13 protein-coding genes are annotated in these 12,813 nt (G+C 64.6%); 1 reads left to right on the top strand and 12 read right to left on the bottom strand.

Annotated elements, in window-relative coordinates; all coding sequences use genetic code 11:
* Positions 1 to 25 precede the first annotated feature (25 nt).
* From ACFFF7_RS13715 to ccoN, 6 genes are read right to left on the bottom strand one after another with little or no spacing between them, the layout of a single operon-like run.
* Positions 26 to 484, bottom strand: coding sequence for a FixH family protein (locus tag ACFFF7_RS13715; protein ID WP_379481920.1), 459 nt, complete (start codon positions 482 to 484; stop codon positions 26 to 28).
* Entirely contained in the window at positions 481 to 1,953 is a 1,473-nt protein-coding gene (ccoG, locus tag ACFFF7_RS13710) for a cytochrome c oxidase accessory protein CcoG (RefSeq protein WP_379481919.1), read from the bottom strand. The genes ACFFF7_RS13715 and ccoG overlap by 4 nt, the downstream gene beginning before the upstream one ends.
* On the bottom strand, positions 1,940 to 2,866 hold the full coding sequence (gene ccoP, locus ACFFF7_RS13705; RefSeq protein WP_379481918.1) for a cytochrome-c oxidase, cbb3-type subunit III: 927 nt from the start codon (positions 2,864 to 2,866) through the stop codon (positions 1,940 to 1,942). The genes ccoG and ccoP overlap by 14 nt, the downstream gene beginning before the upstream one ends.
* Complete coding sequence (locus tag ACFFF7_RS13700; RefSeq protein ID WP_379481917.1) at positions 2,856 to 3,029, bottom strand: cbb3-type cytochrome c oxidase subunit 3; 174 nt, start codon at positions 3,027 to 3,029, stop codon at positions 2,856 to 2,858. The genes ccoP and ACFFF7_RS13700 overlap by 11 nt, the downstream gene beginning before the upstream one ends.
* Entirely contained in the window at positions 3,026 to 3,805 is a 780-nt protein-coding gene (ccoO, locus tag ACFFF7_RS13695) for a cytochrome-c oxidase, cbb3-type subunit II (protein ID WP_379481916.1), read from the bottom strand. Before ccoO ends, ACFFF7_RS13700 begins: the two co-directional genes overlap by 4 nt.
* A gap of 13 nt (positions 3,806 to 3,818) precedes the next feature.
* Positions 3,819 to 5,480: a cytochrome-c oxidase, cbb3-type subunit I gene (gene ccoN / locus ACFFF7_RS13690; RefSeq protein WP_379481915.1), complete on the bottom strand. Its 1,662-nt coding sequence runs from the start codon at positions 5,478 to 5,480 to the stop codon at positions 3,819 to 3,821.
* Between the two features lie 251 nt (positions 5,481 to 5,731).
* Here ccoN and ACFFF7_RS13685 point away from each other — a divergent pair, with 251 nt between their 5' ends.
* Positions 5,732 to 6,409: an OmpW/AlkL family protein gene (locus ACFFF7_RS13685; RefSeq protein WP_379481914.1), complete on the top strand. Its 678-nt coding sequence runs from the start codon at positions 5,732 to 5,734 to the stop codon at positions 6,407 to 6,409.
* Between the two features lie 29 nt (positions 6,410 to 6,438).
* Here the strand turns inward: ACFFF7_RS13685 and ACFFF7_RS13680 are convergent, their stop codons facing one another.
* The 6 genes from ACFFF7_RS13680 to tsaD form a co-directional block, all read right to left on the bottom strand.
* Positions 6,439 to 7,137, bottom strand: coding sequence for a Crp/Fnr family transcriptional regulator (locus ACFFF7_RS13680; RefSeq protein WP_379481913.1), 699 nt, complete (start codon positions 7,135 to 7,137; stop codon positions 6,439 to 6,441).
* A gap of 412 nt (positions 7,138 to 7,549) precedes the next feature.
* Positions 7,550 to 8,461 (bottom strand): glutathione S-transferase family protein, encoded by a 912-nt coding sequence (locus tag ACFFF7_RS13675; RefSeq protein ID WP_379481912.1) that lies wholly within the window; start codon positions 8,459 to 8,461, stop codon positions 7,550 to 7,552.
* 230 nt (positions 8,462 to 8,691) lie between these two features.
* Complete coding sequence (locus tag ACFFF7_RS13670) at positions 8,692 to 9,231, bottom strand: helix-hairpin-helix domain-containing protein (protein ID WP_379481911.1); 540 nt, start codon at positions 9,229 to 9,231, stop codon at positions 8,692 to 8,694.
* Between the two features lie 21 nt (positions 9,232 to 9,252).
* Entirely contained in the window at positions 9,253 to 10,743 is a 1,491-nt protein-coding gene (locus ACFFF7_RS13665; protein ID WP_379481910.1) for a lipopolysaccharide biosynthesis protein, read from the bottom strand.
* A complete protein-coding gene (locus ACFFF7_RS13660) occupies positions 10,740 to 11,738 on the bottom strand; it encodes an NAD(P)H-dependent glycerol-3-phosphate dehydrogenase (protein ID WP_379481909.1) in 999 nt (332 codons plus the stop codon). The genes ACFFF7_RS13665 and ACFFF7_RS13660 overlap by 4 nt, the downstream gene beginning before the upstream one ends.
* Positions 11,735 to 12,775 (bottom strand): tRNA (adenosine(37)-N6)-threonylcarbamoyltransferase complex transferase subunit TsaD, encoded by a 1,041-nt coding sequence (gene tsaD / locus ACFFF7_RS13655; RefSeq protein WP_379481908.1) that lies wholly within the window; start codon positions 12,773 to 12,775, stop codon positions 11,735 to 11,737. The genes ACFFF7_RS13660 and tsaD overlap by 4 nt, the downstream gene beginning before the upstream one ends.
* Positions 12,776 to 12,813: the final 38 nt, after the last annotated feature.

The raw sequence follows: 12,813 nt of genomic DNA, 5'->3' as shown, positions 1-12,813 counted from the left end.
CGATCCACCTGACGGACGGCGGCGGTCACAGCACGTCCTGCTGACCGCGCCAACGCTGGCTGCCCGATCTGGCCTCGAACCGCGCGATCCAGCGGCCGGCCGGGAGCACCTGGTCGGATACGAACCGACCATCGGCCTGGCGGGTAAAGCTGAGGGTGCGATCGGGCAGTCGGCCCAGCGGATGCCAGGCGTCGCCGCTCAGCACGGCATCCTTCGGAGCACCGGCAAGCATGACGACCAGCCGCCCGTCGCTACGCCGCGAGGCCTTGGCCGACCAGCCCAGCGCGCGCTCTTTCGCGGCTTCGCGCAGCCAACCATTGTATTCCTGACTGGCGACATAGCTGTTTTCGACGACGACGCCGCCAAAGGTGCCGATCGCATCGCGGGCCATGATCACATTGACCGCGATCACCACCGCAAAGAAAGCAACTAGCAGCGCGGCGGCGTGGCGGCCCGTGAACGGCCCCGTAGTGAGCGCCTTCAATGCTCGTCTCCTTCGTTGTCATGCTCGGCTTCCGGTGCATCGAAGCGCACTTCGCTGACATCGCTGCCGCCTTCCTTGTCGATCGCGCGCAAGGCGAAGCTGAAGTGCTGCGGCGCGGTGCCATCAGGGGCGACAACATAGATCCGCAGCGGCTTGACCTGATCGGCATCGACGGTGCGGCGCAAGACCCGCGCGGCACTACTGCGTGCGCTATCGTCAGTCCACATCACCCCGCCGGGCAATCCGCTCAGCGTCACTTCCATCGGCCGCGGGCGCGATTCCATGTTGCGCAGCTTGACCGTGTAGGCGTTGCGGATTTCGCCGCTCGACAGCCGCATGAACGGCGGGTTGCGGTCCTTCTGCACCGCGATATCGATGTGCTGGCGCGTACCGAGCGCGAACAGCAGGCCGGCCCCGAGCGCACCCCACACGCCCAGGTAGACCAGCGTGCGGACGTGCAGCAGCGACTTGATGATCGGCCGCGGCTGACCCCCGGCGCGTTCGTTGGCGCAGTCTTCCAGCGTGGCATAATCGATCAGCCCGCGCGGCCGCCCGATCTGGGCCATGACCTTGTCGCATTCGTCGATGCACAACGCGCAGGTGATGCAACGCACGTCCGGGCCATTGCGGATATCGTAACCGGTCGGGCAGACATTGACGCAGCCGTTGCAATCGATGCAATCGCCCACTTCGCCGGGGTTCTTGAGCGCTTGCTTGACGCTGCCGCGCGGTTCGCCGCGCCAGTCCTTGTAGGTGACGATCAAGCTCTTTTCATCGAGCATCGCAGTCTGGATGCGCGGCCACGGGCACATGTAGATGCAGATCTGTTCGCGAAAGAACCCGCCGAGCACGAAGGTTGTCGCGGTCAGGATCGCCACCGTGGCATAGGCGACCGGGGCGGCCGAGCCGCTCCAGAAGTCGCGGGTCAATGTCGGCGCATCGGCGAAATACATGATCCAGGCGCCGCCGGTCCAGAAGCTGATGAACAGGTAGATCGTCCACTTGAAACCGCGCCGGGCGATCTTGGCCGGGCCCCACGGCGCCGCGGCAAGCCGCATCTGCGCATTGCGATCGCCGTCGATCAGCCGGTCGACGTGCTGGAACAGGTCGGTCCAGACGGTCTGCGGGCAGGCATAGCCGCACCATGCCCGGCCGACCGCGCTGGTCACAAGGAACAGGCCGATCCCGGCCATGATCAGCAAGCCGGCGACGAAGTAGAATTCCTGCGGCCAGATCTCGATACTGAACATGTAGAAGCGGCGGTGGGCCATATCGACCAGCACCGCCTGGTCCGGGGCATAAGGCCCCCGGTCCCAGCGCAGCCACGGCGTCACGTAATAGATCGCCAGGGTGACCGCCATGACCAGCCACTTGAACCGGCGGAACTTGCCGTCGACCGCCTTGGGATAGACGACCTGGCGCTTTTCGTAGAGGCTGGTCCGTGGCGGGACCGGTTCAGGGTTGCGCATTTCCGCTTTCCGCTGCGGCAGGCGCAGCCGGCGTCGCGGCGAAATCCTCGCCGCCGCCAAGTGAGTGGACATAGAGCGCCAGCATCTTGACCGTCACCGGATCGAGCCGCCCGCCCCAGGCCGGCATGACCCCGGCATGGGCATTGGTCACGCTGGCAGCGACCTGCGTCTTGGACCCGCCATAGAGCCAGATCTTGTCGGTCAGGTTGGGCGCACCGAACTGGCGCATCCCCTTGCCCGCGGGGCCGTGGCACGCGACGCAGTTGGCCGCGAACAGCGCAGCGCCGGCCTGGCTGGAACTATTGACCGGCCCCGAGCCCGACAGGGTCAGGACATAGTCGGCAACATTGCCGACCTGCGCCGGGGTCAGGATCGCATCCTTGCCGAAGGACGGCATCAGGCTGGTGCGGGTTTCACCGTCGCCGGGCTGACGGATGCCGTGCAGCAGTGTCTGGTGGATTTCGGCCAGGTTGCCGCCCCACAACCAGTCGTCGTCGTTGAGATTGGGATAGCCCAGGCTGCCCGCCGCCCCGGTGCCGTGGCACTGGACGCAGTTCTGCTGGAACGCGGCATGGCCGCCGGCCAGCGCCTTGCCCAGCAGGTCCTTGTTGGCGGCGATCTGGTCCAGCGGCAGTGCGGCAATCTGTGCATCACTGGCGGCGCGCGAGGCCTTGGCGGCCGCCATCTCGGCATCCAGCTGGCCGCGGCTGGTCCAGCCCCAGATCCCCTGCGTGCCGGCATTGGCCAGCGGGATCGCGGGATAGACCACGACATAGCCCAGCGAGAACACCACGGTCAGCGCGAACACGATCACCCACCAGCGCGGCAGGGGGTTGTTGAGTTCCTCGATCCCGTCCCATTCGTGACCGACCGTTTCGATCCCGGTCGCGTCGTCGATCTTCTTATTCGCCATCGTCGTCACCCCTGAAGATCATGTTCGCGGCCTGGTCGTTGATTCGCTTCGCACCGGGCCGGAACGGCCAGGCGACCAGCACCACGAAGACGACCATCATCGCCGCCAGGCCCCAGCTGTCGGCAAAATGCCGCAGCGCGTCGTAAGTCGAAGTCCCGTTCACCGGCCCTTCTCCTTGTTCAGCACTTCCTGCGCCTTGGCACCGTTGACGTCGACCATGGTGCCCAGCACCTGCAGATAGGCGATCAGCGCGTCCATCTCGGTCAGGCGGGCGGGATCGCCGTCGAAATCGCGGGCCTGGGCCTTGGGATAGCGCTTGACCAGATCGGCGTTGTCGGCAGCGGGATCGGCCTGGTTCTTCAGGTCTTCGTTGGCCTTTTCGACGTCGGTCTTCGAATAGGGCACGCCGACCCGGTACAGCGCCGTCAGTTCGGCCTTCATGTCCCCGCTATCAAGGTCATTTGCGGCCAGGAAGGCATAGGGCGGCATGACCGATTCCGGCACCACCGAACGCGGATCCCTGAGGTGCTGGACGTGCCATTCGTCGGAATACTTGCCGCCGACCCGGGCCAGGTCCGGCCCGGTCCGCTTCGAGCCCCACTGGAACGGATGATCGTACATCGATTCCGCCGCCAGACTGTAATGGCCATAGCGTTCGACCTCGTCGCGGAACGGGCGGATCATCTGGCTGTGGCAGGTATAGCAGCCTTCGCGGATGTAGATGTCGCGCCCGGCCTGCTCCAGCGGGGTATAGGGGCGCACGCCGTCGACCTTTTCAATCGTGTTGTCGATCCAGAACAGCGGGGCGATCTCGACCACGCCGCCGACGATCACCGCGAAGAAGGCGCCAATGCCCAGCAGCGCGACGTTGCGTTCCAGTTTCTTGTGCCGGGCCCAGGGTTCCTTGCCGGCGTGGGGAATGGTGGTTTCGGAAGTCATTGTCTGGGATCCCTCATTCGGCCGGAACGGCGGCGGCGGGCAGCGGGCGGTCGGCAGCAGGGTCATAGGCGGGCTGGCGCAGGGGTTCTTCCTGGCGCTGCTTGCCGGCGATGGTCTGCCAGACGTTGAAGGCCATGATCAGCGCACCCGATAGGTAAAGCACCCCGCCGAAGGCACGCAGCAGGAACATCGGGTGCAGCGCCGCGACGGTCTCGGCAAAGCTGTTCACCAGATAGCCGTCGGCGCCGTATTCGCGCCACATCAGCCCCTGGGTGATTCCCGCCACCCACATCGACGAGGCGTAGAAGACGATGCCGATGGTCGCGAGCCAGAAGTGCCAGTTGATCATCCGCAGCGAATACATCCGCTCACGGTTCCACAGGCGCGGCGCGAGGTAATAGATCGCGGCGAAGGTGATCATCCCGTTCCAGCCCAGCGCGCCGGAATGGACGTGGCCGATGGTCCAGTCGGTATAGTGCGACAGGCTGTTGACCGACTTGATCGACATCACCGGCCCTTCGAAGGTGCTCATCCCGTAGAACGCCAGGCTGAACACCATCAGGCGGATGATCGGATCGGTGCGGACCTTGTCCCAGGCACCGTTCAGGGTCATCAGGCCGTTGATCATACCGCCCCAGCTGGGCATCCACAGCATCAGCGAGAACACCATGCCCAGGGTCTGCGCCCAGTCGGGCAGCGCGGTGTAATGCAGGTGGTGCGGCCCGGCCCAGATGTAGAGGAAGATCAGCGACCAGAAGTGGATGATCGACAACCGATAGCTGAAGATCGGGCGTTCGGCCTGCTTGGGCACGAAGTAGTACATCATCGCCAGGAAGCCGGCGGTCAGGAAAAAGCCGACCGCGTTGTGGCCGTACCACCACTGCACCAGCGCGCCCTGGACCCCGGCCCACAGCGGATAGCTGCGGCTGCCGAAGATCGAGATCGGCAGGTTCGCATTGTTGACCAGGTGGAGCAGCGCCACGGTGATGATGAATGACAGATAGAACCAGTTGGCGACATAGATGTGCGGTTCGCGCCGCTGCATCAGCGTGGCGACGAAGACCGCAAGATAGGCCACCCAGACCACGGTCAGCCACAGGTCGACGTACCATTCCGGCTCGGCATATTCCTTGCCCTGGGTGATTCCCATCAGGTAGCCGGTCGCCGCCAGGACGATGAACAGCTGGTAACCCCAGAACACGAAGCGGGCCAGTCCGGGCAGTGCCAGACGGGTGCGGCAGGTGCGCTGGACGATGTAGAAGCTGGTCGAAATCAGCGCGGTGCCGCCAAAAGCGAAAATCACCGCCGAGGTGTGGAGCGGCCGCAGCCGTCCGAAGGTGGTGTACTCGATCCCCAGGTTGAGCACCGGGAAGGCCAGCTGCAAGGCGATGTACAGCCCGGCCAGAAAGCCGACGCAGCCCCAGAAGGTGGTCAGGATCACCCCGGCGCGGACCAGATCGTCATCGTAGCGGGACGTATCCGCGGCCAGTTTGACCCCTGTCGCCAGCGACAGGTAATCGCTTTTGGTCAGCGCCAGGACCAGGCCTGCCAGCGCCGCCAGGGCAAAGATCGCCATATGAATTGCAAACCCAGTGTCGACTGCGTTCGCAAAAAAGATAACGGCGGTGAAGAGCGCCACCAGCCATAAGCCAGCGCGTCCAACCAAGGATTCCATCAGCCCCTACCCCTCGTGCTCGGGTTACACCGGCAGGCAGAGTCCTGCCGATCGGGCACCTTCTGGACGGCGGGACGGACGGCGACATTGATGTCGATCAATTCGGCCGCATTGCAGCATGCCAGGCCAAAAAATCCGCAATTTTGCGCGTGATCAATGTTCGCAACTGCAAAACGCGGAAGACACGATGGCGACGCTGCAAATACCTGGGCCGCACGGTGCGACCACTGCAGCGCACGATGAGGGAACCCATGAAAACGCTGACGATCGCGGCCGCCCTGGCCGCTGCAACGCTGATCGCCACGCCCGCGCAGGCCGGCGACAAGGACGGCAAGCTGCAGATCAAGCTGCTGGCCACCGGCGTGCTGCCTGATGGCAAGGTCACCGCAGTGAATAACGATCCTCTTGACCTGACCGTCGGTGCCGACACCGTGGTCAGCGACAACATCGTCCCGACTCTGGCAGTGGAGTACTTCTTTACGCCGAACGTCTCGGTCGAAACGATCTGCTGCACTACCAAGCACCATGTCAACGGTACCGGCACACTGTCCGGCGCCAATCTGGTTAACGACGTGCTGCTGATCCCCGCGACGCTGACTCTGAAATATCACCTGCCGCTTGGCGCCATCAAACCCTATGTTGGTGCCGGCCCCGCCATGTTCATCATGCTTGATGCCAAGCCCGGCGCCACCGTCGCCGGTGCGCCATTCAATGTCGACGATGTCGACATGAGCTCGAACGTCGGCGCAGTGGTTCAGGCCGGGGTCGACGTGCCCCTGGGCGACAGCGGCTTCGGGATCAGCCTCGACGCCAAGAAATACTGGATTTCAACCACAGCGAAATTCTATGTCGCCGGGGTCAACGTGCTTGAATCAAAGCACAAGCTTGATCCCTGGGTGATCAGCGGCGGGGTCGCCTACCGCTTCTAGTTCCTGGAGGGGAGCGCCGCCGGGGCCGGTCAGCCGGCTTCGGCGGCAAGCGCCTGACGGTTGACGATGATAACCTCGCGGCGCGAGGGCAGGTCGATCGTTCCGTCGGACTTGAGCCGCGTGAACTGGCGACTGACCGTCTCGATCGTCAAGCCCAGGACATCGGCGATCTGCTGGCGGGAAAAGGGCAGTGTAAAGCGCTGAACGGCATCACCCTCCGGGGTGGCGCAGCCGGGCTGGACCAGTCGCTGCGACATGTCGATCAGGAAGCTGGCGACCTTTTCGCCAGCGGATTTACGCCCCAGCAGCAGCATCCAGTTACGGGTTCGGTCAAGTTCCGCCAGGGTGCGCTGCAGCAGCTTGTGTTCAAGGGCAGGATGCTGGCGGGCAAAAGCATCGAAATCGCGGCGCGAAAAGACGCAGACCCGCGCGTCGGTCAGCGCGGTAACCCCGTGGCCAGTGGTCGATCCAAAGGGGCGGCCGATGAAGTCCGACGGATAGACCACGCCGACAATCTGCTCGCGCCCGTCCTCGGTGCCCGTCGACAGCTTGAGCACGCCTTCGACGACATTGGCGACAAGGACCGAATCCTCACCCTCCCACATCAGCGATTCACCCGCTTCAAGATTGCGCCGGCGGCCGATCGCATTCAGCGCCGCCAGCTCTTCCGAATCGAGAGCGGAACAAATTGCGCGATTGCGCACGACGCAGGTATCACAGGCGCTCACACATACGTCCTAGCACTGCAACTGCCGCCGGGCAAACGGCTCCATGCCGGATTCGAGCAGACCGTCCTAATGCCCGGCAGGTGGCTTCGGTGGATCCGCGCGAACAGGGAGCCGCCCAAGCACTGGCGCAAGTCCGGCAGCGTTGCGGTGGCGGGGACAGAGCCCAGCCGCCCACCACCTTTGGGAAATTGCCCTGCGGTTCGATGCAGGCCGCTTACGGTTCAATTGCCTGAGAACTGTCAAACAGCCCTTGCGATCCCGCATAGGCAGAAGCCAATCTGCTTACGGGATTAAGGAACCGTGGCGCATTTCAATGCTGCAGCAGAACCCTTCGCCGTCAGTGTGGGCATTCGAGAATGCCGAATGAGCAAAAGTAACACTGCGAGGTCTTTCTGTCGTTGCGATGCAAATTCTAGAGCGACGCAATCGAATATCCCAGCCGCGGGACGTGGACGTTGACCAAGCCCAATTCTGGCACATTACGGGCGACAGTCAGGCTATACTGGGTCGAGCCGGCGAAGGTTCCGGTGATCGGATCGCGGCCGTAATCGGTTGCTGCCAGGCTGATGGTCTTGCCTTGCAACTCGGCATCGGCAGGGAGCGTGTCCACTTCCTGAGGTTGCGCGCTCGCCGCTATTTCAAGCGCTTCTACCGGGGTCAGCGCTTCCCGCCTGCCGTGCCCTATCGCTGTGACGCGGTCATACCAGGCGTCAAAACCGGCCAGGTCGTCGAAGCGGTCCGACAGACCGGGCGCAAAATTGCGCACGAACCAGAAATTGTAATAGGCCGCAGCATCGGCAAGGCACGGCTCAGCACCAGCAAGAAACGCGCGGCCATCGGCAAATTGCTGCGCCAGCAGGGCGGCATGCGCTTTGATCTGGGCAATGGCAAACGGCGCCATGGCCTTCATCCCCGCGACATTGAATTGCTGGTCGCTCAAGGCTTCCCGGTCCTTGATGAATGCCGGATCGACACTGTCGCCAATCGAACCGAAAATCGCCATCACGGTCGACGGGAACAGCACTTTGTCGCTCCACTGCTCAACCGCGGCAGCCAGGCCTTCGCTACCTGCCGGGTAGAGCGGTCCCTGCGGATAGCGCCGCTCAAGCTCACGGACGATCAGCTGGCTATCGCAATAGATATCGGCACCGATCTGCATCACCGGAATTCGGCGATATCCGCCGGTGAGCGGCACCAGATCGGGCTTTGGCATGATGACCGGTTGGTCGACCGCACTCCAGGCAAGGTCCTTGACGCCCAGGCATATCCGCACCTTCTCGGAAAACGGCGAGGTATCATACTGATGGAGAATGACCTCTGGCATCGAATGCGGGCTCCTGTTGGTTGTTCTGGCGGATCAAAACGTGCGGCACGGCAGCATCGGGCGGTCTAGGGCATCAACGCAAAGCAGTCCACCTGACCAACTTGACGTGCAAAGAGTTGCCAACCCGCTCGATACACGACGAGCGCGAAGCCAAATGGATTGCAACCGTCGACACAGCATCGAGCCCGATCGGCATGACTACGACACAAAGTGGTTGGGCAAGCAGGCCCTCACACTTTCCCGAATCGCCTTTCAAAGCCCGCTACATCACCCGCGGCCAGAAAGCGCGCCTGCTCAACCCAGTTGTCCTTTGCAGGACGCCCGGCAAACGGTCCCAACTTGCCGTCCAGCGCCGCCAGGTCTGCCTCATCCAGCGCTGCGATCTGGGCGAAAGTGGTAATGCCCAGCGTCGGAAGCAGTGCCTGAAGCTTCGGCCCCAGGCCCTTGATCCGCGAGAGGTCGTCAACTTCTACCGCCTGCGCTGCCGCTGCCTCCTCGACCACGTCCTGCGCGCCGACGGCAACAGCCTCGCCGATCCCGCCAAGGATCCCTGCGCCGGGCAGCGGCGTGATGATCTGCGCTGCCGGGGGCGCGTCGATCAGCGCCTGGTTTCGCTGGGCCGGACCCACGCCTTCGTCGAGCACGTCGGGCTTGTGGTCGCGCCGCGCCGGCGCACTTGTCGCGCGGCCGAACAGCCACCAGGCAATCAGCAGCGCTGCAACCAGGACCGCGGCCAGAACCATCCAGTTGGCTTGGATCACCTCAAGCATCGTGTGCTCTCCACTTGTTCGTCACGCCCCGACATTGCGGCGGAACAGCACGCGGTCTTCGGGGCCAAAGCCCTTGTGCCAGATGACCCAGCCATAAGCCAAGAGGATCGCCGGGATGCCAAAGCCCAGCTCGGCCCATTCGGGCAGAAATTCGGTGGCGAGCCAGCCGATCACCACGGCCGGGGCAGCGGCCCAGACCAGCGGCCAGCGCCAGTTGTTGACCGACTGCTGCAGTATCCGCGCCAGCAGTCGCGACTTGACCCAGCTGGCCATCGCCAGCGCGACCATCAGACCGGCGCCGGCCATCGCCGCCTTGAAATTGTCGTTCAGCCCGAAGGCCTCGACCAGCTTGATCAGCCCGATCGTCGCCGCCGCCTGCAGCGCCAGCGTGGCCAGCGAAACCCACAGATTTTGCAGCCGCGCGACATAGATCAGCACCGCTTCGCTGACCACCGCGGTCGCCGCCGAAACTTCTGCGGCCAGCAGGAAGCACAGCGCCCCGGTGCCGCCAACGAACAGCGGCCCGACCAGACCCATTACGCCCTCGCCCGGGATGCCCAGCGCCAGCGCCACCCCGGCCTGCGCGGCAGTGATCCAGAAGCCCACCTGACAGACCTGGCTGGCGATCGCGGCGTAGTTGTTTTCCTTGAGGTTGCGGGTAATCACCGGCCCGAGGATCGGTTCAAAGCTGGTCTTGAGCTTCTGCGGGAGCGAGGCGATCTGCTGGGCGACGTAGTAAACGCCCACCGCCTTGTCGCCGGCGAAGAAGCCCAGGATGTAGATGTCGAAACGCCGCGTCCCCCATTCGATCGCATCGGCGGCTGCCAGCGGCAGGTTGGCAATCGCCAGCTGACCGATCTGCAGCGGCCGCGGTTTCCACTGATGCGGCAGACCATAGGTTCGGACCATTGGCCACAGCGCCGTGACAGACGCCGCGATCACCGACAGGTTGTAGGCAATCAGCAGACCGGCCTGGCGATAGACGAAAAACAGCAACCCCGACATGATCGACAGGGTCCACGGCTCAACCAGTGCGCGGGCCCGGACCGAGGTGGCGATGTCGAACCGGTAAGCCTGTGCGGCCAGTGCGATTTCGGTCAGTGTCAGCGGCACGATCGACAGCACGACCAGCCGTTCGGCCTGGGTATAGGCGCCGTTGAACATGACGTCGGGGAACAGGTAAATGACCACGCTGACCAGCGCGGCCAGCGATCCGCCCAGCAGCATGGCATCGGCGACGGCATTGGCCGGATGTTCGCGCTCCTGGCTGAGCCGCATCGCCAGCCCGCGCTTCTGCCCCAGTGTGCACAACTGCGCAGAAAGTTCGACCACCACCAGCGCCAGGGCAAAACGCCCCAGCGATTCCGCGCCATAGAGCCGTCCCGCGATGAACAGGAACGGCAGCCGCGCCGCCAGCCGCAGCAGAAAGCCGAGGAAGTTGGTCCGGCCGCCCTTTGCCAGCGCCTGGATGTCCTGCTGCTGGCGTTCGGTGGCGGTGGGATCCTCGCTCAAACCGCCTCCCCTTCGGCCTTGAGCGGCCGCGACAGCAGCTGCGCGACCACGGCCTGCGCCGGCGCCTCACCTTTTAGCAGGCGGCACACTGCGGCGACAATCGGCATGGCGACGCCTTCGCGATGCGCGAGGGCATCGAGGACGGGGGCGGTATGCGCGCCTTCGGCCACGCTATTCTTCCCGGCCAGTGCTTCGGCTGCACTCATCCCTTCGCCCAGCGCCTTGCCCAGCGAGAAGTTGCGGCTTGAAGTGGAAGAGCAGGTCAGCACGAGATCACCCAAACCGCACAGACCCGCCAAAGTTTCCGCCTGCGCTCCGCGGGCCAGGCCAAACCGGGTCATTTCTGCGAAACCACGCGCGATCAGGGCAGCGCGAGCGTTCTGCCCCAGCCTCAGCCCCTCGACTACCCCGCAGGCGATAGCGAGGACGTTCTTCACCGCGCCGCCGATTTCGGCACCGATGACGTCGTCGGAATAGTACGGGCGCAGCGCGGGTCGGGAAATTGCCGGGGCGAGGCGCGCCCACTGGGTTTCGCCGTCGCTGCAGGCCAGGGTCACCGCGGTTGGAAGGCCCGCGGCGACTTCATGCGCGAAGGTTGGTCCCGAAAGTACTGCGATCTTCGCGCCAGGTGCGGCCTGAGCCGCGACGTCGGCCATCAGTCGCCCGGTCCCGGCCTCGATCCCTTTGGCGCAGAGCACCAGATCGCGCTGACCGGGGGGCAGGTCGGCCAGGACGCGGGCCAAGTGTTGCGCCGGAGTGACCACCAGCAGGACCGGCAGCTCGGCCAGATCGGCGAGCGTGGCGGTCGCGCGAATGGTCGGGGCAAGAATTGCGCCGGGCAGGAACAGGCCGTTGGTGCGCTGCGCATTGATCTCTTCGACCAGCTCCGCCTCGCGCGCCCACAGCACGAGATCCGTGCCGTCGCTGGCCAGACTTTGCGCCAGCGCCGTGCCCCAGGCCCCGGCTCCGATCACGCCAATCGTGCGGCCTGTCATGCCTTGACCCCAGCGCCGCGCACCGGAGCCGCAGCGGGATCGAGCGGCCAGCGCGGACGCGCCGCAAGGTCGAGCGGATCGGGAACGAAACCGGGCAATGCCAGCCGCTCGATCCCGGCCCAGGCGATCATCGCGGCGTTATCGGTGCACAGCGCCAGCGGCGGGGCGACGAAAGGCAAGCCGTGCTGTGCCGCCAGCGCTTCAAGCGCCGCCCGCACCGAACGGTTTGCGGCAACGCCGCCGGCCACGACCAGTGCCATTACGCCATCAGCATCTGCCAGCGCGCGGTGGGTACGATCGATCACGCAATCGATCGCGGCCTGCTGGAAGGATGCGGCAATATCGGCAGGCGCATGGATATTGGCGTCGTGGGCCCGCAGCACGGCGCTTTTCAGGCCGGCGAAAGAAAAATGCGGCTCGGCGCTGCCCAGCAGCGGGCGGGGCAGCTTCAACTTCGCGGCATCGCCGGTGGCGGCAATCCGTTCCACCGCCGGGCCCCCAGGAAAGCCCAGACCCAGGATCTTTGCCGTCTTGTCGAAGGCCTCGCCCAGGGCATCGTCGATCGTCGTGGCCAGGCGGCGATAGCGTCCGACCCCGTCGACCCGCAAGATCTGGCAATGCCCCCCCGACACCAGCAGCAGCAGATAGGGAAAACGCAATGTCGGATCGGCCAACCGCGGGGAAAGCGCGTGGCCTTCCAGGTGATTGATCGCGATCAGCGGCTTGTCGGCGGCCATGGCCAGTGCCTTGGCCGTGACCAGGCCGACCATCACCCCGCCGATCAGGCCCGGTCCGGCAGTTGCCGCCACGGCATCGACATCGCGCAAGGCCAGGCCGGCATCGGCCAGAGTCGCAGCGATCAGCGGGGTCAACCGTTCGGAATGGGCGCGCGCCGCGATTTCTGGAACAACCCCGCCATAGGGTCGGTGCGCATCGTCCTGCGAGGCGATGCGCTGGGCAATGATACGCCGGTCACCGTCGACCAGCGCCGCCGCCGTTTCGTCGCAGGACGATTCAATGCCTAAAACCAGCCCCATGGTGTCTTTTCCTTAGTGCCATTGCGGGCTAGCACAAG

Origin of the sequence: Novosphingobium aquiterrae (assembly GCF_042434435.1) — a bacterium.
GTDB classification, from domain to species: domain Bacteria; phylum Pseudomonadota; class Alphaproteobacteria; order Sphingomonadales; family Sphingomonadaceae; genus Novosphingobium; species Novosphingobium aquiterrae.
This window is presented reverse-complemented; position numbering and strand designations above follow the sequence as displayed.

What these genes read in the sequence shown, in the direction of transcription:
- ccoG (WP_379481919.1), bottom strand. Translation starts at nt 1,953, where the DNA reads ATGCGCAACCCTGAACCGGTCCCGCCACGGACCAGCCTCTACGAAAAG.
- ccoP (WP_379481918.1), bottom strand. Translation starts at nt 2,866, where the DNA reads ATGGCGAATAAGAAGATCGACGACGCGACCGGGATCGAAACGGTCGGT.
- ccoO (WP_379481916.1), bottom strand. Translation starts at nt 3,805, where the DNA reads ATGACTTCCGAAACCACCATTCCCCACGCCGGCAAGGAACCCTGGGCC.
- ccoN (WP_379481915.1), bottom strand. Translation starts at nt 5,480, where the DNA reads ATGGAATCCTTGGTTGGACGCGCTGGCTTATGGCTGGTGGCGCTCTTC.
- ACFFF7_RS13685 (WP_379481914.1), top strand. Translation starts at nt 5,732, where the DNA reads ATGAAAACGCTGACGATCGCGGCCGCCCTGGCCGCTGCAACGCTGATC.
- ACFFF7_RS13675 (WP_379481912.1), bottom strand. Translation starts at nt 8,461, where the DNA reads ATGCCAGAGGTCATTCTCCATCAGTATGATACCTCGCCGTTTTCCGAG.
- ACFFF7_RS13670 (WP_379481911.1), bottom strand. Translation starts at nt 9,231, where the DNA reads ATGCTTGAGGTGATCCAAGCCAACTGGATGGTTCTGGCCGCGGTCCTG.
- ACFFF7_RS13660 (WP_379481909.1), bottom strand. Translation starts at nt 11,738, where the DNA reads ATGACAGGCCGCACGATTGGCGTGATCGGAGCCGGGGCCTGGGGCACG.
- tsaD (WP_379481908.1), bottom strand. Translation starts at nt 12,775, where the DNA reads ATGGGGCTGGTTTTAGGCATTGAATCGTCCTGCGACGAAACGGCGGCG.